Source organism: Streptomyces olivochromogenes (assembly GCF_021538895.1).
In the GTDB taxonomy this organism is placed as follows: Bacteria; Actinomycetota; Actinomycetes; order Streptomycetales; family Streptomycetaceae; genus Streptomyces; species Streptomyces olivochromogenes_A.
This window is the reverse complement of the sequence record NZ_JADDRL010000032.1, coordinates 58,676-81,080: the sequence shown is the minus strand read 5'-3', so window position 1 is coordinate 81,080 and position 22,405 is coordinate 58,676. Positions and strand designations below refer to the sequence as shown.

The following is a 22,405-nucleotide window of genomic DNA, read 5'->3' as shown; positions in this document are numbered from 1 at the left end:
GCGCTGTTGGTGGGGGTGCAGAGGGGGATGCCGGGGTCGCCGACCACGCCCAAAGGGCACGGTGACCTGCGGATACGCCCAGGCAGCCGCTCTAGAGGAATGGATCATTCAGCGACCAAATCTCCAGATTCGTTAAATACTTGCCCCGGACTGCTCATTTCGCACTGGCCCGCCGCGCACAGCGAGGCCGACAGTGGACTCGGCGCACGGCACTGCCTTGCCACCAAATCCGTGCCGAAGCCGACGGTTCTTGCGGTCAAGTAGTCCTGTGGCTGCCGTACTTGGGGCCATGGGGGAATTTGTGGAGTTCACCTTCGACGACGGCCAGGCTGTGCTGCTGGAGGTGTTCCCCAGTCCGCTGGCCGACTCAGCGACCGCAGGGGCGACACCCGGCTCTGCTCCTCTTGTGCCGGTCGCGGGCGCCGGGCACGGACGGGTCGGAGCAGATCCGGATCGGCAAGACGGACTACATCCACCCCAACGATGCGGACCTCGAGCAGTGGGGGGCGGACGACGGTCCCCGCGATGCGGCACAAACCTTGGCTGAAGAGCCCCGCGAGCGCGGCAAAGGGAGCAGACAACCTCGTCGACTGCCCCTGGCCATTCTCGTCATTGACCGAAGGCAAGGCTACGAAGGGCACATTGACCGAGCTCGACGGCAAACCGGACGTCTGCACCTTCTCCATAGTTGCCGGGGGCAAACCGTATCTGCTGAGGATCGACTACCAAGAACTTCACTACCACACCGTCAGGAAGTTCAGCGGCTTCAACCACCACGTGGACATCCAGCCCCCAGCAGCGGCCGATGTCCTCGATCTGAGTAGCCTGCCGTCGGACGCGTCATAGGGCCTGACAGACAGGCAAGGGTTCACTCGCCTGAACACCCATCACCCAGCCTCGACCGGCTGATCAGCACCTGTCACTCTCAGTTCGCTTCGTAAACCTGCGCCGTTCGTACGTGCTGTGCACCCGGCTCGAACGAACCGTGCAATCCGGGCACGGCACACTCTGGTCCCGAGTCCTGGCCGAGACTCGAACCGTCCCGCACGCAAGGAACACCCGCCCACCAGCACCGCGCTGAAGTGCAGAGACAGCACCGCTATGAGGTCATCGCCTCGCACCACGTGCCCACATGACGCGACGTCACAGGGATCCCAGTGATCGCCCTCACGGAATGTGTGCCTGATCCCACAACTCAGGAACAGAGCCACCGCGTCCGAGGCCCGCGGCCCCCGGCTCCCCTGCCGTAGCGGACATGCAGCTTGCCGAAGGCGCCCAGGTCCGGGCATCAGTCACTGACATCGAGCATCACCAACTCGTTCAACCCGAGCCCCACCCGACGCCACAGCGACGCCGCCATGTAATTCCTCGCCGCCGACAGATACTTCCGCGGTTCTTGGGTGTGGGGCTGGTCTGTCGAACGAGCGATTTACAGTCCCCAGGCGATGACGTCCCGGAGCTCCCGTGCCAGCGTCCTCGCGGTGGTGCTGGGCAGGGAGCGCCTCGTACAGGTCCAGCGCGCGGCGGCGGATCAGCCCGGTGCGGTAGCCGCCCGGGAGCGCTGTCAGGGTGGCAATGGTGCGGTGACTGCGTCCTCGGAAGTCGGCCTTCCCTGATCCGCCCATGCCCGGGATCCTCCCCAGGACCGATCCGTCGGACTTTAGTTGGCTCTTGACTCGATGCCCGTCGGGCAGTGCCGAGCTGCGACGCCAGGTGGTGTGCAGCGAAAGAGGGGAAGTCACCGGTTCGCATGCCAGGGGGCCTTGTCGCGTGACCGCCTCGTGGCACGGCCTCAGTCGCCTGCCAGACACACGGATTCGACGGCGCTCCGGATCGAAAGGCCGTCGCTCAAGAAATGAGGCCCCTATGCTCATACAGCGTTCCCGCCATAAGTATCGGACGAAGCACGGACGGGCGCTGAAGGCCGCGGCAGTCGTCGCCGGGCTCGCCGTCGGCGGGGCTGGAGTCGGGGTTGCAATGGCCTCCACATCGACAGACAGCCCGGCTGCAGCGGTGCCGGTGAAAGGCACCCCCGGTGCGGATGGAGTCAAGGACTCCTTCTTCCCCAAGGCCGGCAATGGGGGCTATGACGCGTTGCACTACGCGCTGGACCTCGCCGTCGAGCCGAAGGGGAAGACGGTGCTGTCCGGCACCAGCACCATGACGGCGAAGGCGACCCAGGACCTGTCGCGTTTCAACCTCGATCTGTCGCGACTGACTGTCAAGAAAGTCATGGTCGACGGCACGGAGGCCACATTCCGCCACAAAGGAACGGAACTGGAGATCACCCCGGTCAACTGCATAGCCAAGGGCGAGCGTTTCAAGGTTGCGATCACCTACGGCGGGCGACCGGGAGTCCTGCCGGATTCCACCGAGGAATCGCCTGACGGATGGGTCACGACGGACGACGGTGCCATGGTCATGGGTGAGCCACTCGGTGCCATGACCTGGTACCCGGTGAACAACACCCTGCATGACCCGGCGACTTACGAGGTCGCGGTCACCGTGCCCTCCGGCCTGACCGCAGTCTCCAACGGCCGCTATCTGGGCAAGAAGAGCGCCGGCGCAGGCAAGGACACCTTCCGCTGGAACAACGATAATCAAATCGTTCCCTATCAGACTGCCCTCGCCGTCGGAAAGTTCACACTGCAAACCGGGAAGACAGAGTCCGGAGTGCCGATCGTCAACGCGGTCGACCCCAGGCAGCGCACCGCATCGCGTGACATCCTGAGGCGGATCCCCGAGGTCGTCGAGTGGGGCGAGAAGCTCTTCGGCGCCTATCCGGTCGACACGGCCGGGGCGATCGTCGACCACGCCCCGAAGGTAGGCCTGGCGCTCGAGACCATCGGCCGTCCGACCTACGCCAAGGCGCCGGTCAGCACGGTGATGGCCCATGAGTACGCCCACCAGTGGTTCGGTGACTCGGTCTGGCTGTCCGACTGGTCGCAGATCTGGCTGAACGAGGGCCTCGCTACATATGCCATGTGGATGTGGGACGAGGAAGAGGGCCGGGCGACCACGCAGCAGTGGTTCGACGGCCTCTACCGGCTCCCTGCGGACAACGAGTTGTGGGCCTTCCCGCCCGCGAAGCCCGGCAAGCCGAAGGACCTCTTCGCGCCTCCGGTTTACTACCGAGGCGCCATGGCGCTGCACAAGGTACGGCAGGCAGTAGGCGACAAGGCCTTCCTCAAGATCCTCAAGACCTGGACGGCCGAGCACAAGCACCGCCACGCGACGATCGAGGAGTTCATCGCCCTCACGGAGAAGATATCCGGAAAGGAGACGCGGAAGATCTTCAACGTCTGGCTGCACAGCAAGGGAAAGCCGGCTCACCCCTGAGCCCAGGGCGGTTCGAAAGTCTTGCCGACCAAGGATCCGTGCTGGTCACGGCATCTGGACAAGGGGGTGGCGGGCCAGGGCGAGTAAGGTCGGGGCTGGAAACGGAGCGCTACACGTCACCGCGCCAGTCCCCGACCTCGATATGTAGGGCCGTTTGCAAGGAGACGTTGTCAAGCTGTCTGTGGGCTTGTTGTCCGAGAGCTTGTTGTCGTTCCGATCTTGAGCGGTGTTCCTCGACCGGGAGTCTCGATCGGGTGATGGTGACCGGTCCCGGGCATGAGAGCAGGGCCTCTTGGTAGCTCAAAGGGTGTCTACGCCAACGAGTCGTCCAGGAAGCCCTGTTGCCGCGGTTCTGTGGCGCCGTGGAGGCGGAGTCCACTTCGGCCATTCCTCGTGGCTGCCTGACTCACCGGTTCGGCAACGCCGGCGACACCGGGGTACGCGAGCGCCGCTGTCCCACCGAAATGCCGGATGCCGAGTGGGCGGTGGTGAGGGCACTGCTGCCGATGCCGGGCTGGCTGCGAGGTCGGGGCGGGCAGCCAGAGGCGTACTGCCACCGTGCGGCGGCGCAAAGTCGCCTTCAAGGCTCCCCTGAGCACCCAGGAGTTCTCCGCCTTCACCGCCGGTGCGGGCTGGTGGTATGCGGGCCACGAGAATCATCGGCCGGGCGCATCCCCGCTGATCTGGCACAGCCTCGACGGCGCGATCATCCAATTCTCCCCAGCCGAGGCACATTGCCTTCGCCGAGGTCAGCGCGAACGAACCCCAGACACACCAGAGGGCCATGGCCGACGCAGAGGCTCTGAGACACCGGGAATTCCTCACCGCCGCCGCATGCGCCCCCGATCGCTACTGCCGCGAGGTCGCCGACGCAGTGACCTCAGCGCTCTTCGCCCCCCAACCGCCACTGCGACAAGCGGCCCTTCGCGCCGTCATGCTCACCACCTGGCCCCAGTTGGCGCGTCCGCTTGCCGCCCACGCCCTGACCGAGCCCGACGACGCCCTCGCCTCCTTCGCACACTCTTTGATGGAACGGCTCTACCACGAAAGCTCCTCCGCGCACCTCCTGCAGCCACCACAGGAACCGGACCCCGGCGACCACACGGGCGACGACGCCCAGCCGAACGAAGCGTCACCACAGTCCACGCCCACACAACCGGTGCACAACACTCCCCTCTGGCTCTGACCTTCCCCTCGTGGCGTGGGGGGCGCCGCCTACTGACCACCGCAAAGCACACCGGTGCGAAGCCGACACGGCCCGCAGGGCCCCCAGCATCGGGTATCGGTCCTTCCTGCCCTCGTCAGCCGGATCCGGCCAAGTCAACCAGGCCTGGCTCTCGCCGACCTCACCCAGGAGCACACCGACCACTGGATCGCCGAGGCCAGCAGCCAGCGGCGCTACCTGATCCGCTACTTCCTGAAATGGACCACGAGCCGCACGCTCACCCGCGAACTGACCGTCCCCTCCAGCCCGCCCCAGGCACCCCAAGACGTGCTCGACAACGACGATCGCCGGCGATTCCTCCCACGCGGCCTGACCGACGGTGCCCTGCCGTTCGGTGACAAGTACGCCCTCCAGTATCCCGCGGTGTCGGTGCGGACGAGATCTTCCAGACCGATGCACGCCGCCCCCGCTGCCGCCAAGACGAACGCCGTCACTACGACGGCGGCCTCACCTGCTTCTGGGTGGCCTGTAGGTCGGCGAGGAGTTCGACCTGGTCGGCCAGTACCCCGGACAGGATCGTGCGGGCTACGCGGAGCAGTTCCGCAACCTGCGGGCTGGCCAGCGAGTAGTACACGTTCAAGCCTTCCTTGCGTGTCCTGACGAGATTCGCTCGTCGCAGCACGGCCAGCTGTTGCGAGAGGTGCGCGGGCTCGATGCCCACCTCGGGCAGCATCTCCGACACCGCATGCTCGCGTTCACTCAGCAGTTCCAGGACACGGATGCGGGCCGGATGGCCGAGGGTTTTGAAGAACTCGGCCTTCAGCTGATACAGCGGCGTACTCACCGTGGCATCGCCTCCCGGGTGCAGCAGCGAGCCCCGGTCGGCCGGGCTTCAGCGCAGCGCATCAATCCATTCATCGACACCATGCGGCCTATCCTCGCGTGCGTTCTTGGCCAGACCGAATCCATGCTGAGGACGAGTGCCACGGCCCACCGGCAGATACCTTATTAATTGCACTTTTTCGCAACTACAACGGTGTGGGAGGTTGTGCGTGAAGATCGTCCCGCTGCGCGACACCGGCGCCACATGGAACAAATGTTCTACCTGCCGTCTCCATGCCGATCCGCTGCCCTGGGCCCGGACGGCACCTGTCCCCGGTGCGGCAACGCCCGGCTGCTGAAGCTGTCTCTGGGCGCCCAGCCCGATGAGCCAATGCCGGGCCCCGCTGACGACTGACCCACACACAGCGGGCGGCGGGCAGAGCAGCAAGGCCCACGATGGGTGACCGGGGTATCCAGGGTCCCGTGTCGCATGAAACCCGCGGTGAGCGTCGCCGCCAAGACCAGGAAGATGAGTACACCGTCGGGCTCTACGGGCCGGCGACGGTGCCTTGGCTCGGGGCTGGCCGAAGGGGTCACCCGCCTGCACCCACCTGCCTGATCTCCAGCCGGCAATCCTGTCGTGCGCCACGGCGCCGGGCAGCCTCGGCGATCGCTGGCTGCCCCTGGCGTCGACCAGCTGCGCAAGTCGGCCAGGTCGAGCACGACCGGGCCGGTGCCGCGCGCCAGCACCCAGCCGCCGACCGTGCCGGTCCCCATCACAGCCCAGGTATCCGGCGACGGATAAGACGCCGAAATGGTCCTCGGCGGTGTGGTGCACTTCCCTGCTCAGGTTGCTGGCCGAAGAAGCAAGAATCAGAGCGGGAGGGTGATCCAGACGCTTTTGCCGCCGCCGTCGGCATCTGCACGGACCACCGCGGTACCGCCCAGGGCGAGCGTGAGCTCCATGACGGTCGCAAGGCCACCCGTCCCATTGCCCGTAACGGCTCCGTACAGCGAGGGCTGGTACGGGTGGCGGTCGTGGACGGCCAGGGCCAGGCAGTCCGAGCCTGCCGCGTAGATCACCGTGACCTGCGGGGAAAGCTCGGCGGCGTGCCGAACGCTGTTGGTGACCAGTTCGGCGAGGATCAGCAGGGCCGGGTCCACCGTGGGGTGGCGCAGCCCGATCCCCCACTCGACCAGCGCCTGCTCAGCTGTCTCACGGGCCATCCGGACGGCGGACGGTTCGGCGGGCAGGGTGAGCACGTGCCGGTAGGGCAGGGCTTCCAGCTGTGTCGACATCACTCACGCCTCCGCGCGGCCGAGACGGAAACCCGCGACAGTCTTGAGGTGCAGGCGCAGCAGGGTGTCGTGCGGGCCGTGCGTCCAGCCGGTCAGGGTGCGCCGATAGTGGGCGGCCTCGTGGGGGTCCGTGATCACTTCGGCCGGTCCAGAGGCGGTGACCGTCCAGCCGGTGCCGGGCACGGCACGGATCTCGTCCACGTGGTAGGTCGCCGTCGACGGCATCGCCGCGGCCGGGGCCGGTGTGCGGACGACCAGGCGTCCGTGTTCCCAGACGTGTCGGGCCGGCCGGATGACGGTCTGGTCCCGTTGTACGTACACCAGGCGGCCGTGGCTGCTGCCCTCCAGCAGCCACAGGGCCTCGGCACCGGAGACCTCGACCATCCGCAGAGCGGCGGGGACAGTGCTCATCGCAGCGCTCCCTCATCGAAGGTTCGGGGCTTCTGCGTGCGAAGGGCGGACAGGAGCCCAAAGCGTTCCAGGTGGTCACGGGCAGCCCGGATGGCGTCGGGGGTGGTGGCGTAGTCGCGGTCCTCGTCGCGCAGCGACTGAAGCGCGCCGACGGAGTCGAGGACCTGACGCTGACCGGGGCGTATGCCGGACGCCAACACAAGGATGCCGCGCCGATGCAGCTTCTCCACCGCGTCTTTGAGAACCAGAGCGCCGGTGGCGTCCATGGTGGAGATGCGGGACATGCGCAGGATGACGACGCGGACGTCGGCGACTTCGGTGAGCTCCAGCAGGAAGCGGTGGGCGGCGGCGAAGAACAGCGGGCCGTCGATGCGGTAGGCCACGATGTGCTGCATCAACAGCGCGTGTTCCTCGGCGCTGTGGTCGCCACGGTCGAGGGGCACCTGGTCGAGGCGGGCCTGTTTGGCCACCGCGCGCAGGGCGAGGGCTCCGGCCACGGCAAGGCCGATGATGACCGCGTACACGAGGTCCAGGGCCAGCGTCGCCACGGCAGTCAGCACAAGGGTGACGGCGTCGGAACGGGTCGCCTTCGCCATGGCCCTCAGCGAGCCGACCTCGATCATGCGGATTGCAGTGGCCAGCAGGACACCGGCGAGCGCCGCCAATGGGATCCGGGAGACGAGAGGCGCCGCCGCGAAGACGATCACGGCGAGAACGGTGGCGTGGGTGAGTGCGGCAAGGCGGGAGCCTGCGCCCGAGCGTACGTTCACGGCGGTACGCGCGATGGCGCCCGTCGCGGGCACGCCCCCGAACAGGGGGGCGGCGATGTTGGCCAGGCCCTGCCCGAACAGCTCCCGGTCCGGGTCGTGCTTCTGCCCCACCGTCATGCCATCCGCGACCGAAGCTGACAGCAGGGACTCCAGGGCGGCAAGGGCCGCGACCGCCACAGCAGGAGGGAGCAGTGTTCCCACCGAACCGAGGTCGAGGAAGGACAATGACGGCAGCGGCAGTCCCGCCGGAAGAACGCCGATGGGCTTCGCCTCGTCCATGTGGGCTACCTGCGCCACGGTCGTCGCCGCGATCACAGCGACGATCGAGAACGGCACGGTCGGCCGCCACCGGGCCCCGGCCAGCATGACCACTGCCACCGAAGCGGCCAAGCCGGCCGCCGTCCAGTTCGGGGCCTTCGCAAACTCCTCCAGAGCCTGCCAGGTCACCACCAGCACCCGGTCGCCTTCCGGCTTGGACACACCCAGCGCGTTGGGGATCTGCTGCAGGCCGATCACGCAGGCGATCCCGAGAGTGAAGCCCTCGACCACCGGGGCAGGTACGTACTGCATGTACTTTCCCGCCCGTAGCACCGCCAGGCCGACAAGCATCACGCCCGCCATCAGCCCGACGGTCAGCACTCCTGACGGCCCGTACTCCCCGACAATGGGCACCAGTACGACCGTCATGGCACCGGTCGGACCGGAAACCTGCAGGCTGGATCCACCGAAGACCGCGGCGAGCGCGCCCGCGACCACGGCGGTCGCCAGGCCCGCCTCGGCACCCAGCCCGGAGGAGACGCCGAAGCCGAGCGCAAGGGGCAGCGCCACGATCGCCACGGTCAGACCGGCGAGCAGGTCCCGGCGCGGGTCGCGCCGGATCTCCGCGAGGTCGGCGCGGCCGGGCAGCAACGCCATGATCCGAGTCAGTACCCGGCCGAATGCCGAGGTCACGGGGCGACGACCTCAGATTCCCGCAGCTCGACCAGCAGTTCGTTCCGACCCGCCAGCATCTCCGTCAGGATGCGCCGCGCGGCCTTCATAAGGTCCGCCACATCCCCGCCGGCCAGCTCGTAGACAACCGTCGAGCCCTCCCGCACCGCGGTGACGATTCCTGAGCGGCGCAATACCGCCAGCTGCTGCGACAGGCCAGCAGGCTCCACCTCGATGGCGGCCAGCAGCTCCCGCACCGGCATCGGTCCGTCCTGCAGCAACTCCAGCACCCGTATCCGCACGGGATGCCCCAGCATCCGGAAGAAGTCGGCCTTGGCCTGATACAGCGGAACGGACACGACCCCTCGGCTTCCCTACAGAACCCCACCAGGGGGCGAACGCGAAGAACTGTGTCAGCGGCTACCTGCAGGCACAGCCAATACAGTATCTAACTAATTGCGAACTTTCGCAATTACGCATCCTGTCGCTCCCCCGTCGAGTCCCGCATGGGGCCCCGACCGGCGTCAGGCCTTCTTGACCACGCTCGACTTGAGCTGCATCGCTCCGAAGCCGTCGACCCTGCAGTCAATGTCATGGCCATCGACCCCGTCGACCAGACGGATGTTGCGCACCTTGGTTCCAGCCTTGATCCCGGAAGAGCTGCCCTTGACCTTGAGTGCCTTCACGACCACCACGGTGTCGCCGTCACGGAGCACATTGCCCACGGCGTCCTTGACGATCCGCTCTGCGGCGAGGCCGCCGGCCTCCGCGCCAGCCTCGGCCGGGACCCACTCGTGGCCGCACTCCGGGCACACCACCAGGGCGTTCATCTCGTAGGTGTACTCGCATGAGCACTTCGGGCAAGGAGGAAGATTCTCGATCATCCCGTCAGCGTATCCGGCCACAGAACGTGAACCTTCCCTCCGACCGGGCACGGAGATGCCAACACCGCGGCCCTCTGCGATGGCTCAGCGGACGCCGATTCGCAGGCCTGCGCGTCAACCCTGACCATCAGGAGACCCTTGCGTGTCCACTATCGATCATTGTCTGTCACCTGCGGAGAGGATCCACTGGCGCCGGATCCGCAAGCCTACGGTGCGGCCACGAGGGCGGGCCCGGAACCCGCGGCCCGCTGCCACCGACAATCGAAGGGGAATTTCTCCGATGACGAGTGTGGAAGTGTCATTGAAAGAGATCATGACGGGAGTCGACGGGGCACTGGGCGCGGCAGTCGTCGACTACACCAGCGGCATGGCCCTCGGCGCCCTGGGCGGCGGCAAGGACCTGGACCTGACGGTGGCTGCGGCGGGGAACACGGATGTCATCCGCTCCGAGGTACGCACCATGGAACATCTGGGCCTCAAGGGCCAGGTCGAGGACATCCTGATCACCCTGGAGAAGCAGTACCACCTCATCCGGCTGGTCGCCGGCCGCAGTGGGAACGGGCTGTTCCTCTACCTGGTGCTCGACAAGGCCCGCTCGAACCTGGCGATGGCCCGCCATCAACTCAAGAAGGTGGAGGAGCAACTCGAGGTATAGCCCGCCCAGAGCCGGGGTGACGTGCGCCCACAAAATGAAGAACTCTTCAAGTCATCACATGCGCATGAACTCCATTCATGGACGGGTGTCACGGCACTGGCCGAGAACAAGGCAACGACGGCTTGCCCGGCCATCAGACCGTGCGGCCCAGCAGCAAACCGTCTCCGTCCGTGAGCCCGGCTTACGTCAGCCACCGCGACGGGCCACCCGTGGCCCGTCGCGGTCACAGATCCGTCCCAGGCGAACAGGCCGAAGTTGCGATCGTTCATGACCGGCCTCCTTCGCAGGAGGGGAGGGGCCGCGACCGGTGCGGCCTGCGGGTTTCAGGGTTTGGTGAGGGGTACGGCGTGCAGTGCGTGGTCGGGGTGTGAGTGTGCTCCTGGGGCCGGTTGAGGGAGCGGAAGAGCTGCACGGCGACTGTGATGATCAGCGCCCAGAACAGGATCCTGCCGGCGTAGATCGCGAACCAGCGCCAGCGAAGGGAAGCGAGCAGCCCAGGTCTTCCCCAATCCCACCGCCCTGGACCGGCTCGCCGCCGCCGTGCCGGCCGAACGCCACGACGAGTGGCAGGTCTTCGACCGCCGCTACCTCTCCGAAGCCTCCATGACCGAACTCTTCACCACCAAACCAACCGAACTCGACCCCGAACCGCAGATCGCCCCACAACCGGAACCGAGACAGCTGCCGTGACTACACCACCCCGCGGGACAGGCCCCCCTGCAGTGGGACTGCATAGAGCCTGGCCAGAAATGGCAGTTCGTCGGGGACTGGGGGAAATGGGGAAATACCGACTCCGCAAGCGCAACGGGCGGGGCCGAGTGCGGGGCAGTACCTCGACGTCGTCCTTGCCAACCGCCGTAACGCGACTGCCAAGGCCGGTGCCGACGGACCCCACCACCGCCCCACCGTCGGCTGTTCAGCGCAGCTCGCCAGCACACCCCCAATACGCTGCATCGCGGACAGAGTTCCTCGCCAGTAACCGCGGCAGGCACGGGCAGCCTCATTCTGGAGGCGAACAGCGACGTAGCGCCAAAGCCTTCGGTCGAGTACGTGCCAGGTGTGCCGCTTCCCCAGCCGGTGTAGCCAAGGCCCCCGGACCGGCAGGACGATCGGCTACCTGGCGCTCCAGTAGCCCAACTCGTTGTTGCCGACTTCCGCCGCGCGCTGTAGTGCCTCACGGGTGCCGAGCAGGGCGTGCGGGAGGTATCCGGAGCGGACGCCGAGCTCCCACCCGTGTACCTGGACGGCCAGCACGGACACGGCAAGGATGCCCACCGGCAGCAGCGTCCTGGGAGTGGGATCGGCTCCCACGCTGTCCCGGTGGTCGACGAGGTGGTCGACTAGGGCCTGTTCGAAGGCATGCTGGTCGTCGTTGAGGAGTACCCGAAGGAGACGCTGGTCCGGTGTCAGGGCGCCGACGGTGTCGAGCCGGCGGGCTGCCTCGGCCCGCTCGCCGGCGTCCGGCTTGCGCAAGGTCACGGTGGGCCAGTCGCGGGGCAGATGTCCGCTCTCCTCGGTCAGGTAGCCGCACAGGGCGTCCATCGCCGCGAGATCAGCCGAGTGCGACGTCGAAGTCAGCTTCGAGTAGGGCACCCCGTCACGGATCGCGGGAGCGTAATCGCCCCGCAGCAGCAGACCGATCACCCGCTGCCAGTCCCACACCAGGCCGCTGACCAGGCACAGATTGAATGCGTCGAGCCACGTCTGCGCCGTGGGCGCCTGCTCGACGACGCATTCGAACGCGATGGTCTCGCTGGTCAGCTGTTCACCGATCAGGGGGAAGAGGATCTCCTGGTCGCCGTCCGGGAAGCAGCCCACGCTCAGCACCCCCAGGGAGCACTCCGCCGCGGTCCGCAACACCGTGCCCACCACCTGGTCCTGAAGGTCAGGGTCCTCCACGGTCCGGGCTGCGACGTGCTCAAGGAGCTCGTCGCACATCTCCTTCATCTTCTCCGGGGACGGGTCGTCGTACCGCATCCAATGCCACCGCCGCCTCGTGCGGCGCGAGATGTCGTCGAGCGCCTGGGAAATACGCTGGTCACTGACCGTATGACGCATCACTTCCTGCATCGGGGCCCCCTTTCGTGATCACGTTGAGGGAGGCACGCTAGCAGCGGCCTAGGACAGTCCCTTCCCGGGAGCCATCCGGCGCTGGCCGGGGTCTCGCGTGAGTGTTGCCGCGCCTCACTCCCCGAATAACACAGCACAGTGGGACCCTGCTGACTCTTACGCCCCCGGTCGAGCCCATGCTGGCTCGGGCACGGCTCGCCTCCAGTCCAACAGAGGTGCCGACGTCACCGCGTAACTGATCGTGCGTGGGGATCATTTGCGGATGAGGCGAAGAGTCCATGGAAACGCCATGGTTTGCCCTGTTCAAGTCGATCCACGCTGCGCGGCAGTCGCGTACACGCCATATCCTGAGCGCCAGGAGGAGGAAGTGGGGCATGCGCGCGGAGCCCTTGCGCCGTGCACAAGACTTGCTCCTCCGCTCTCATGCCCGGAAGTCCCGTCGGCAACCTGTCCGAATCTGATCACCCTGAATGGATCACGTAATGGCGAAAGTCCGTCTGTCCGCCGCAGCTTGGGGCCTCTCGGCCATCGCCGTCGGCACGCTGATCGTCGGCTGCTCGGTCTCGGTCAACACGGGACACGCCAAGCCGAAGTTGCTCAAGGACAAGCTGGGCGACACTGTTGCCACACGACTCGCCGCCACCACAGGCCAGCCGAAGCCGGACGTCACCTGTCCCGAGGACCTCGTCGGGGAGGTCGGCAATACCACCCGCTGCACGCTCACGACGGGCGACGGCAGCTCGCTGGGCGTGACGGTCACTGTGACCTCCGTCGACGGAGACGACGTCAACTTCCACATCAAGGCCGACGAGACGCCAACCCCGGCTGCGAACTGACAGTTGCTGATCCTCGCAGGAGCGCCGGGCCGGTGGGCACTGGAAGTCAGTCCGGAGGCGCCTCACCCTCGGCCCGGGCGTCTCGTCAAAGTCTGAGCACCCCCCGCCAAGTCCAGCCCGCCTCGAGAACCGTGTTCCGCAAAGGGTCCCGCATGTCCCGCGAGTCGAACTGGATCACCTTGCGCCGACGGCCGTCCGGGCCGCCATCGTACGTCCACTGCCGCTGGACGTACGGTCCACGGCTCCACTGGCGCGACAAACCCCGCCGGGGAGGGTTCCCGACCAAGGCGACTTCCCGCACGTCGTCCAGGGCATGTACCTCACGCTTGGCAGGAACGAGGCGCATCCGGGTCTTCATGGTCGGCTCCACCTCGTTGGCGGTGAGGGTCTCGCCGAAGTAGGGCCAGCTGGACGAAGACGAGATCGACGAAGCCACGCCGGGCTTGCCTTCGAGGCCGCCGCGGTGCGGCAGGTAGCTCGCCTGGTAGATGGTCTCGTGGCCCTGCCGATCAGCGACGGCAGGGCCAGGAGGCGCGGTCAGGCACAGGTGTTGGCGTGCCTGACGTCGAGGACGAAGCGCTCCGGGGAGTGGAGCTTGAGTGTTGTATAGGCGGGCTTGGTGTGGAAAGCGGTTCCAAAGGTGACCACACCTTCGAAGTCGCCGGTGAGGGCGAGGCCCTTGAGTGCGGGCAGGTGGATCTGCACCAGGTGGGGTCCGCGGTATACGGACCGGCCTGCCTCGTTGTGTGCGGCGGCGGGAGAGAGCTTGATCTCCAGGAAGTACTTCCCGGCGAGCGGGACCTTCTTCCCGGAGGCGTCGTAGCGGAGCTGCTTGACCGGTTTGACGGTGACCGGGGGTATGGTGCCCCGGACGTCGATCACGAGCCGGTCGTATGTGCAGTGCCCGCCCCATCGGGCGTTGATCACCAGCGCGGTCGCGGGAGCCTGCCGGGACTGCGGGGCAGCGGAGGCGGGAACCGTGGCGCCGAGGGCGGCGGTGAGAAGAATTCCGGCCGCAATGGCCGTACGGCGTGGATGTTGGTGCATGACGCCCCCGATCTTTCGTGCAAGGGGACAGTGATTTCACCAGGGGAGACATCCGAGCGGGCCATACGGTTGCACAGCCCGTGAACAGCGTCTCATCCGCCCGTGCGCCGGTGATCGGTGAGCGGATCAGGCCTTGAGGTGGCTGAGGGTGGACTCAGGTCGCGCGTGGGGACCGGCCTGGGGTGCGGCCGGGTCGGCGCGTGCTCCCTGGACTTTGGGCCAGGGAGCACGTCAAGCTTTCGTCGTGACTGGGGCAGCAGTGAGCCGCCGACGGTTGCTGAGGGCAGCATGCCCCGCGGCCGCGGCCGCCGCGCTGGCCGGTTGCTCCCAAGACGCACAACCGGTGCGGCGGCTCCGGTTCGCGACGGGCCCGGAAGGCGGGCCGTACAACGCCTTCGGAAGAGCTTTGGCCACCGCGGTCGCGCGGCACACGGGCTGGCTGCGGATCGGTCCGGTGAGTACGGCGGCTAGCGTGGACAACCTGCGGATGCTGGACGACGGCTCGGCGGAGCTCGCTCTCGCGATGGCGGACAGCGCACAGGACGCCGTACGAGGCCGGTCACCCTTCTCCCGCCCGGCCGCGGTCACGGCGCTTGCGCGGGTCTATGTGAACTACACGCACCTGGTGGTGCCGGCGAACGGGCCGGTTCGGACCGTTCAGGATCTCGCCGGAAGGCCGGTCGCCGTCGGTGCCCCGGGCTCGGGGGCGCAGGTGGTGGCGCGGCGGCTGTTGCAGGTGGCCGGGCTGACCGGACACAGATCGGTACGGGAGCGGGAGCTCGGGCTCTCGGAGTCGGTGACATCGCTGCGCGCGGGTTCGGTGGACGCGCTGATCTGGTCCGGTGGCGTGCCCACGCCCGCGCTGTCGGCCCTGACACGCCAACTGCCGCTGCAATTCCTGCCGTTGGACGGGCAGGTGAGCGAACTGCGCGAGCGGTACGGACCGGTCTATACGGCGGTGACGCTTCCGGCGGGGACCTACGGACTGAAGGAGCCGGTCGGGACCATCGGGGTAGGCAACTACCTCATGACGCGCGCGGAGCTGCCGCAGCGTGCGGCGCGGGAGGTGCTTGAGGTGGTGTTCGACGAGTGGCGGGTTCTGTTGCGGGAGGTGACGGCGGGAGCGCGGCTGGAGCCCCGGTTCGCCATCTCCACCGGTGAGGTGCCCCTGCATCCGGGCGCGGTCGCCTACTACCGCTCGGTGTACGGCTGACTGGTCAGTTGGACGGGAGTGTCAGTTCCAGGACCAGTCCGTGCGGGAGGTTGCCGGCGACCGTGAGCCGGCCGCCGCTGAGCTGGGCGATCTCGTCGACGATGGCCAGGCCCAGACCGCTGCCGGGGACGTTCTGGTGCTCGGGGGCTCGGGCGAACCGCCGTATCAGCAGGGGAAGTTGCTCCTCGTCGGCGCCCGGGCCGTCGTCGCAGACGCTTACGGTCACCTCTCCGTCCCGCGGTACGGCCCGCACCTCCACATGGCCGCATGGAGGTATGAACTTGGTGGCGTTGTCGAGGACGGCGTCCAGGAACCGGCCCACCGCATCGGGCAGCGCCCGCGCGGTCAGGCCGTCCGGGACGGCGGTGACGGTCAGTTCCAGCTGGGCATCGCGGAACACCGGCCCCCAGGCCGCCACCCGCTCCCGTACCGCCCGGGAGACGTCCTGGTCGACCGGTTGCGTCGTGCCCGACTCCACGCGTGCCAGGGCGAGCAGGCCGTCGAGCAGTTCTTCAAGACGTTCCGCCTCCTCCAGGGCTCGGGCATGCTCGTCCCTGCCGGGGCCGGGGTGCAGGTGCGGCTCGACGTTCTCCAGCCGGAGCACCAAGGTGGCCAGCGGGTTGCGCAGTTGATGCGACGCGTCGGCGACGAAGTCGCGCTGGCGGCCGACCGAGTCGGCCACGGCCTCAGCCATGGCGTTGAAGTGCTTGCGCAGTCGACGCAGTTCCGGCGGTCCGCTCTCGGTGACCACCCGCGTCTGGAGACTCCCGGCGGCCAGGCCCTCCACGGCCCGGTCCAGGTCGCGGACCGGCCGCATCAGCCACCGGGCGATGGCCACCGCGGCCAGTGCCGCGGCAGAGAAGGCGGACAGCGCCCCGGCGGCAATGAGAGACCAGCGCACGGACACGTCCCGGCGGGCGGCGTCGGTGGGCGCCGCCACGAGCACCGCGCCGCTGACGCGTTCGTCCTGGCCGACCGGCTCGGCCAGCACCACCGTGTCGGGCCCCCAGGGCCGCACGGTGGGCAGTTGTTCGGTGGAGCGGCCGGTCAGCGCACGGCGCAAGGCCTCGCCCGCTGTGGAGTCGGCGGAGACGACGAGGGTTGTCCCGGCCCGTGCGACCGTGCGCCCTGTCGTGTCGACCACGACCAACGAGGCTCCGTACAACTCCGCGTAGCGGCTGATCTCGGCGGACAGCTCGATGCGGTCGGCGCGTGTGCGCACCCGGTCGGCCAGATCGGCGAACCGCACCGCCTCGGAGCGTCTTTGGAGCAGCAGTCGTTCGGTGCGTCCGCTCGCGTAGGAGTCGGCCAACGGCAGGGACAGCAGCAGCATCGCCGCTCCCATGAGCACCATCAGGACGATCATCAGGCGGCGTCTCATCCGCCGCCGTCGCCTTCGCCGTGCCCGGCCCGGTCGGCCGAGGGAGAGCCGAGCTGGTAGCCGAAGCCGCGGACGGTGCGCACCAGACCGGCCCGGCCGGTCTTGGCTCTGATGCCGGCCACGTGCACGTCCAGCGAACGAGATGCGGCGAGGAAGGCGTCGCCCCAGATGCGGTCCAGGATCTCCTCCCGGGAGTGGACCTGGTCCGGCCGCTCGGCGAGGAAGGCGAGGACGTCGAACTCGCGGCGAGTGAGCCGCACAAGCGCACCGGCTACGGTGACGGTGCGGCCCGCGAGGTCGATCTCCACGTCGCCCGCGCGGACGGAAAGCGCGGCGCCGCCGTCCGGGCGTCCGGGCGGCGACGCGGTCCTGCGGCGCACGCTGTCGATCCGGGCCATCAACTCGGCCATGCGGAACGGCTTGACCACGTAATCGTCGGCTCCGGCACGCAGCCCCTGCACGATGTCCCGCTCCTCGCAGCGGGCGGTGACGACGATCAGCGGGGCGTCGCACACGGTGCGCAGGCGCCGCAGCAGCTCCAGACCGTCCAGGTCGGGAAGGCCCAGGTCGAGGAGGACGAACTGCGCCTCGCGGACATACCGCAGGGCGTCCAGGGCCCGGCCGACCCGGCGGACACTGTGTCCGCGCTGGGCGAGGGCCGTGACGAGCGCCTGTGCCATACGGTCGTCGTCCTCGACGAGAAGGGCGTGCATGGGGAGTCCTTGGGGAGCGGTGACCTGGACAACCTGGACCGCAGCTTACGGAAACCGCCGGCCCAGGCCCAGGTCACCGGCACGATCAGCGGACGCCTTCGGCGCGGTACGTCGCGGCTGCCGGGGTGGGGGCGGGATCGGTGTCGGCCTCGGAGCGGCTGAGGACTGCCGTGCGGGTATCCGGCATGAACACGTAGGTGACCAGGGAGACCAGCGCGCACCCGGAGACGTACCAGAAGAACATCTTTTCGTGGCCGGCGTCCTTGAACCACAGCGCCACATATTCCGCCGTGCCGCCGAACAGGGCGTTGGCGATCGCGTACGGCAGCGCCACACCCAGGGCCCGCACCCGGGTGGGGAAGAGCTCCGCCTTAACGGCCGCGTTGATCGAGGTGTATCCGGTGACGACGACCAGGGCCAACAGGGACAGGCCGAGCGCCTGCCAGAAGGAGGACACGGACCCTAGCGCGGTCATGATCGGATACGTGCCGACGGTGCAGCCGACCGCGAAGGTGATCAGGAGCGGACGGCGGCCGATTCGGTCCGACAGCATCCCGGCGAAAGGTTGCAGCACGGCGAAGACGGACAGGGCGGTGAAGCTCACGAGGGTAGCGGTGTTCTTGGCCATGCCCGCGCTGCCGATGAGGTACTTGGTGAGATAGGTGGTGTACGTGTAGTAGGCGACAGTGCCGCCCAGGGTGAGCGCCATGACCAGGCCCGCCTGGCGGCGATGCTGCCACAGCAAGGCCAGCGTGCCGCGGCCGCTGTCGTCATGGCCCGCCTCCGATTCCTCGTTGAAGGCGTCGGTTTCCTGCAGTCGGCGCCGCAGCCAGAACACCACCACGGCGAAGAACGCCCCGAGCACGAACGGAATGCGCCAGCCCCAGCTCTCCAACTGGGCGGTACTGAGGGTGTGTTGCAGGGTGATCAGGACACCCAGCCCGAGCAGCTGCCCGCAGGTCATCGACACGTACTGGAAGGACGAGCCCAGGCCGCGCCGGTTGCGGGCCGAGGCCTCGGTCAGGTAGGTGGCGCTGGCCGCGTATTCGCCACCGATGCTCAGCCCCTGCAGCAGCCGCGCCAGCAACAGCACCACAGCCCCGAGGTAACCCGCCTGGTCGTAGCCGGGTGCAACGGCGATCAGCAGGGCGGCCAGCGTCATCATGGCCACGGTGAGCGTGAGCGCGCTCTTGCGGCCGTGCCGGTCGGCGGCGCGGCCGAGCACCCAGCCGCCCACCGGTCGCATCAGGAAGCCGACCGCGAAGATCCCTGCGGTGTTCAAGAGCTGGGTGGTCGGATTTTCGCCCGGGAAGAAGGAGTCGGCGAAGTAGATCGCGAAGCTGGCGTAGACGAACCAGTCGTACCACTCGACGAGGTTGCCCAGTGATCCTCCGATGAGGGCGAACCGGCGTTTCGCGCGGGCCTCGGGCGAGGTTTCGGGCATGACGGCAGAGGAGGACATGGCGGCTCCAGTCCGGACGGTTCGGGGACAGTGAACGATGCCCCTGGCGGGGAGTGCGCATGAGCATGCGGCGGCCCGGCTGGCCCATCAAGCTTCGGCGCCGAGATCTAACATGCGGCTAACATCCGCCTGGGTCCGCCGACGCGCCAACTCCCCTGGAGGAACTCTGGTGGCGACGGGTGTGATGTCGGCCTAGCGTTCGACTCAGGCACCGATTCCTTTGATGCTCAACTGTGAGGAAGCTCCTGCCGGAAGGATGGAGGGTTGACCCAGCGTCAAGGTCAAGCCCGCTCCGACCACGGCATCCGGATCGCTGGCGCTGATGCGGGTCGTCCCGTGACTCGTTCCCATCGGGCAATGGCTGGGTGTAACTTCGCCAGCGTCGAAGGAGTCTGCGATCAACGCGAACGTCACCTCGGGCGAGGGGCGGAGGCGGATCACGAGGTCGATCACCTGATGGCTCAGCACGATCGTGCCACGCCGCGCTCGCACAGGTCGAGCGGGTATCGTGCGTTTGGAACAGGTCGGCGGCGTCCCACAGCAGTTGCCGGCCGATCTCGGCCGACCGGCGCAGTTCGTAGCGGTCGTTGCCGACGGCGGCTTGGACGAGGCAGGTGTGCAGGGCGACGAGGCGCTGCAAGTAGCGGCAGGCGCTGGCACCTTCGACGCTGCGGACGTGCTCGCGGGCCCGGGCGTCCAGCGTGGCCGGCAGGTGTTCGGCGAGCAGCGGCGCGAGCACGATCGCTGGCAGGGCGACGTCGACGGGGATGCCATCGGCCATGGCGAACAGGCCGACGGCCAAGCTCAAGAACGCGACCGCGCCCCCAGAGCGGGGGCGGGTCCGACGGCGTGCGGATCTCCTGCCTCGCCGGCTCGAGCTGAGTGCGCGGCTTGGCTGTGGTGTTCCCGGTGTCCGCGGGCCCGACTCGACGCTAGGTTGACGGGACGTCTGACGGAATGCGATGGATCGGTGAGCACGCCTACCAGGATGCGAAAGGCGGCGTGTCGGGGATGCCTGGGGGCATTTCGCTGACAGCAGCCCGCGTTGTGGAGGCGGGAGAGTTCCTGGTCCGTCTCGGAGCGGACCGAGAACAGCTTGGGTGCCAGGATCTGTATAAGGACCGGCATGAGTTGGCTATGCCCGCCGGTGTGGACATGACGCACGTCAGCCGTGCGATGTACGGGAGAGGATCTGTCCGTGAGCCAGTCCCTGCCGCAGTTGCCGAAGCCCGAATTCGTCTTGATCACCATCGAGGCGCCACCCGAGGTGCCCACCCGGATCGCTGTCGATCTCAGGGAGACCGGCATCCCAGGCGGGTTGATCGGATACGAGTACCGGCCACTGAGCAAGCTGGTGTACTTCGGGACGATCGGTGAACGGGGGCTGGTCGCCATTGCAACGAGTGGCCTGTTCGGACGTATCGCCGTCGACGTGGCCAGTGGTCGCGTGGTGCAGATTCCCAATATCGAGTCATCGACGACCCATCACGTGAACCGTGACCTCGACTCCTTCAACCGATGCATCGCGGCCGTGATCGCACGCTTCCCGTTCTATGCGGAGGGCGACGAGGAGATGTGCGAGGAGGCGGCGGAAGAGCTGCGCGAGCTCATCTCCGGCGTCGACGGGACCGCTCTCGCGCATGAGGGGTTCTGGGAGACCTTCTGCGACGACGTGGCGATCGGAGACTATGCGGACTGGGATGCGCATCCGCCGCGATGAACTCCTTCATACCGGCGGTCAGGTGGAGGCAGACGCTGTCCCAGACCAGCATGATCGGGCCCCCGAGCTGGATCCTGGCTCGGACGACCAGGTCGCGGAAGTCCCGCCAGCCGAAGTCCTTCGGCTCGTCCTTGCGGCCCCGATACTCGTGGATTGCGTCAATGAGCCGGGACCGCCAGCCCTGCTTGAAACAGGCCATGCTCGCCATCGACACCCGCCCGGAGCCCCGGCCCCGCACCCGCACCCGCACCCGCACGACCGGCGTCTGACCGATCCAACCCCAGGTCCTGGCACGCGGCGGCGTCATCGATTGTCCGGCCTCGTCCTCATAGCTGCTGCCAGCTCCAGCCATGCCGCTCCAGCAACGGCCACGTGCCCTCGACGGTGTAGGAGACGTGAAACAGCCGGCCGATCAACGTCTTGATTCGCGCCAGCGTCCATCGCTGGTCCGCCCAGCCGTGGGCCAATGGGCCACGTTGCAACTCCCCCTCCAGCCTGGCGACCTGCGTTTCGCTGAGCCGGGACCGTCCCGGAGAGCCCTCCGACAGGACCCCGACCTCGCCGCGCTCCCGCCAGGCCCGGCGCCACCGCTCCACCGACCACTCGCTCACCCGTAGCGCGGCGGCGACCTCTCGGTTCTTCTCGCAGGCCTCGAAGCGGACGTCAGCCTGCAACGAGATCTGCTCCCGCGCGGCCCTCACAGCGTCGGTCAGCCCACCGCCCTGCGCGTATCTCACTCCCCAGGAGGTACCGGAGCCAGCAGACCGCTGTCCGGTGAACCGTCCCGACATCACTCAATCAAATTCAGTGGCGTGAGCGGCTGCAGAGCATCGAAGGACACGTCCCTGGATGTGGGGAGAGATCGCCGTTGCAGTACCGTGTGCCGCTCGACACACGAGGGGGGATTGTGCGAACCAAAGCGAGCACTGCTGCGCTGTGCCTGTTCATAGGCGCTGTCGCAGTCGGCTGTGCGGACGCCGGCGACACTGCTGACACACGCTCCGCCGACACACGCTCCGCCGGCCAACTGCTCAACGAGGCGGACCGCACAATGAAGACACTCACCTCGGTGACCATCGTCACCGACGTCTCGTCCACCGGCGGACTCGTAGGCTATTCAAGCCGTCTCACGACTGATCTTGAGCACAGGTGCACGTTGAAGGCCACCTGGTCCAGGGGCGCCGAAATGGAGCAGATCCGGATCGGCAAGACGGACTACATCCACCCCAACGATGCGTACCTCGAGCAGTGGGGTCGGACGACGGTCCCCGCGATGCGGCACAAACCCTGGCTGAAGAGCCCCGCGAGCGCGGCAAAGGGAGCAGACGACCTCGTCGACTGCCCCTGGCCATTCTCGTCATCGACCGAGGGCAAGGCTGCGAAGGGTGAATTGACCGAGCTCGACGGCAAGCCCGTTGTCCCTGTCGAAGTCACGGAAAACGTGACCTATGAAGGCGAAGGAGGCGTCTACACCTTCTACATAGCTGCCGAGGGCAAACCGTATCTGCTGAGGATCGACTACCAAGAACTTCACTACCACACCGTCAGGAAGTTCAGCGGCTTCAACCACCACGTGGACATCCAGCCCCCGGCAGCGGCCGATGTCCTCGATCTGAGCAGCCTGCCGTCGGACGCGTCATAGGGCCTGGCAGACAGGCGAGGGTTCACTCGCCCGAACACCCATCACC

Annotated in this window: 19 protein-coding genes and 2 pseudogenes; 9 read left to right on the top strand and 12 right to left on the bottom strand. The window is 67.6% G+C overall.

What is annotated here, in order from left to right:
- Positions 1–642 precede the first annotated feature (642 nt).
- From IPZ69_RS18405 to IPZ69_RS18395, 3 genes are all read left to right on the top strand, one after another.
- On the top strand, positions 643–846 hold the full coding sequence (locus IPZ69_RS18405) for a hypothetical protein (protein ID WP_235455221.1): 204 nt from the start codon (positions 643–645) through the stop codon (positions 844–846).
- 1,020 nt (positions 847–1,866) lie between these two features.
- Positions 1,867–3,339, top strand: a complete 1,473-nt coding sequence (locus IPZ69_RS18400) for a M1 family metallopeptidase (RefSeq protein WP_235455220.1) — start codon at positions 1,867–1,869, stop codon at positions 3,337–3,339.
- 784 nt (positions 3,340–4,123) lie between these two features.
- On the top strand, positions 4,124–4,525 hold the full coding sequence (locus IPZ69_RS18395; RefSeq protein ID WP_235455219.1) for a hypothetical protein: 402 nt from the start codon (positions 4,124–4,126) through the stop codon (positions 4,523–4,525).
- A 472-nt stretch (positions 4,526–4,997) separates the two neighbouring features.
- On the opposite strand, the gene IPZ69_RS18390 is transcribed toward IPZ69_RS18395, so the two are convergent.
- The 6 genes from IPZ69_RS18390 to IPZ69_RS18365 form a co-directional block, all read right to left on the bottom strand.
- On the bottom strand, positions 4,998–5,348 hold the full coding sequence (locus IPZ69_RS18390) for an ArsR/SmtB family transcription factor (protein ID WP_235455218.1): 351 nt from the start codon (positions 5,346–5,348) through the stop codon (positions 4,998–5,000).
- An 851-nt stretch (positions 5,349–6,199) separates the two neighbouring features.
- On the bottom strand, positions 6,200–6,625 hold the full coding sequence (locus tag IPZ69_RS18385) for an ATP-binding protein (protein WP_235455217.1): 426 nt from the start codon (positions 6,623–6,625) through the stop codon (positions 6,200–6,202).
- A 3-nt stretch (positions 6,626–6,628) separates the two neighbouring features.
- Positions 6,629–7,036, bottom strand: a complete 408-nt coding sequence (locus tag IPZ69_RS18380; protein ID WP_235455216.1) for a pyridoxamine 5'-phosphate oxidase family protein — start codon at positions 7,034–7,036, stop codon at positions 6,629–6,631.
- Positions 7,033–8,757 carry a SulP family inorganic anion transporter gene (locus IPZ69_RS18375; RefSeq protein ID WP_235455215.1) on the bottom strand — a complete coding sequence of 575 codons (1,725 nt, stop codon included), beginning with the start codon at positions 8,755–8,757 and terminating at the stop codon, positions 7,033–7,035. The genes IPZ69_RS18380 and IPZ69_RS18375 overlap by 4 nt, the downstream gene beginning before the upstream one ends.
- Positions 8,754–9,095, bottom strand: a complete 342-nt coding sequence (locus IPZ69_RS18370) for an ArsR/SmtB family transcription factor (protein ID WP_235455214.1) — start codon at positions 9,093–9,095, stop codon at positions 8,754–8,756. Before IPZ69_RS18370 ends, IPZ69_RS18375 begins: the two co-directional genes overlap by 4 nt.
- A gap of 165 nt (positions 9,096–9,260) precedes the next feature.
- A complete protein-coding gene (locus tag IPZ69_RS18365; protein ID WP_268834723.1) occupies positions 9,261–9,620 on the bottom strand; it encodes a zinc ribbon domain-containing protein YjdM in 360 nt (119 codons plus the stop codon).
- 280 nt (positions 9,621–9,900) lie between these two features.
- Here IPZ69_RS18365 and IPZ69_RS18360 point away from each other — a divergent pair, with 280 nt between their 5' ends.
- Positions 9,901–10,275, top strand: a complete 375-nt coding sequence (locus IPZ69_RS18360) for a hypothetical protein (protein ID WP_235455213.1) — start codon at positions 9,901–9,903, stop codon at positions 10,273–10,275.
- A gap of 498 nt (positions 10,276–10,773) precedes the next feature.
- A pseudogene (locus IPZ69_RS18355) lies at positions 10,774–10,965 on the top strand (IS256 family transposase); the annotation flags it as partial.
- A 423-nt stretch (positions 10,966–11,388) separates the two neighbouring features.
- On the opposite strand, the gene IPZ69_RS18350 reads toward IPZ69_RS18355, so the two are convergent.
- The gene (locus IPZ69_RS18350) at positions 11,389–12,345 is read right to left on the bottom strand and encodes an immunity 49 family protein (protein ID WP_235455212.1); all 957 of its coding nucleotides are present in this window, start codon (positions 12,343–12,345) and stop codon (positions 11,389–11,391) included.
- 482 nt (positions 12,346–12,827) lie between these two features.
- Between IPZ69_RS18350 and IPZ69_RS18345 the strand changes: the two genes are divergently transcribed.
- Positions 12,828–13,181 carry a DUF4333 domain-containing protein gene (locus IPZ69_RS18345; RefSeq protein WP_235455211.1) on the top strand — a complete coding sequence of 118 codons (354 nt, stop codon included), beginning with the start codon at positions 12,828–12,830 and terminating at the stop codon, positions 13,179–13,181.
- A gap of 537 nt (positions 13,182–13,718) precedes the next feature.
- On the opposite strand, the gene IPZ69_RS18340 is transcribed toward IPZ69_RS18345, so the two are convergent.
- A complete protein-coding gene (locus IPZ69_RS18340; protein ID WP_235455210.1) occupies positions 13,719–14,228 on the bottom strand; it encodes an AMIN-like domain-containing (lipo)protein in 510 nt (169 codons plus the stop codon).
- A gap of 244 nt (positions 14,229–14,472) precedes the next feature.
- Here IPZ69_RS18340 and IPZ69_RS18335 point away from each other — a divergent pair, with 244 nt between their 5' ends.
- A complete protein-coding gene (locus IPZ69_RS18335; protein WP_308407495.1) occupies positions 14,473–15,441 on the top strand; it encodes a TAXI family TRAP transporter solute-binding subunit in 969 nt (322 codons plus the stop codon).
- Between the two features lie 4 nt (positions 15,442–15,445).
- Here the strand turns inward: IPZ69_RS18335 and IPZ69_RS18330 are convergent, their stop codons facing one another.
- The 3 genes from IPZ69_RS18330 to IPZ69_RS18320 all read right to left on the bottom strand — a co-directional run bounded on the left by IPZ69_RS18330 (position 15,446) and on the right by IPZ69_RS18320 (position 18,979).
- Positions 15,446–16,822 (bottom strand): sensor histidine kinase, encoded by a 1,377-nt coding sequence (locus IPZ69_RS18330; protein ID WP_235455209.1) that lies wholly within the window; start codon positions 16,820–16,822, stop codon positions 15,446–15,448.
- Positions 16,819–17,535 (bottom strand): response regulator transcription factor, encoded by a 717-nt coding sequence (locus IPZ69_RS18325; protein WP_235455208.1) that lies wholly within the window; start codon positions 17,533–17,535, stop codon positions 16,819–16,821. Before IPZ69_RS18325 ends, IPZ69_RS18330 begins: the two co-directional genes overlap by 4 nt.
- A gap of 85 nt (positions 17,536–17,620) precedes the next feature.
- A complete protein-coding gene (locus tag IPZ69_RS18320) occupies positions 17,621–18,979 on the bottom strand; it encodes an MFS transporter (protein WP_308407494.1) in 1,359 nt (452 codons plus the stop codon).
- Between the two features lie 1,216 nt (positions 18,980–20,195).
- Here IPZ69_RS18320 and IPZ69_RS18315 point away from each other — a divergent pair.
- Positions 20,196–20,717 (top strand): SUKH-4 family immunity protein, encoded by a 522-nt coding sequence (locus tag IPZ69_RS18315; protein ID WP_235455206.1) that lies wholly within the window; start codon positions 20,196–20,198, stop codon positions 20,715–20,717.
- Here the strand turns inward: IPZ69_RS18315 and IPZ69_RS48100 are convergent.
- A pseudogene (locus IPZ69_RS48100) lies at positions 20,701–21,454 on the bottom strand (helix-turn-helix domain-containing protein); the annotation flags it as partial. The gene IPZ69_RS18315 and the pseudogene IPZ69_RS48100 sit on opposite strands and share 17 nt — an antisense overlap.
- A 332-nt stretch (positions 21,455–21,786) precedes the next feature.
- On the opposite strand from IPZ69_RS48100, the gene IPZ69_RS18305 reads away from it, so the two are divergent.
- Positions 21,787–22,359, top strand: coding sequence for a hypothetical protein (locus tag IPZ69_RS18305; RefSeq protein WP_235455204.1), 573 nt, complete (start codon positions 21,787–21,789; stop codon positions 22,357–22,359).
- Positions 22,360–22,405 lie beyond the last annotated feature (46 nt).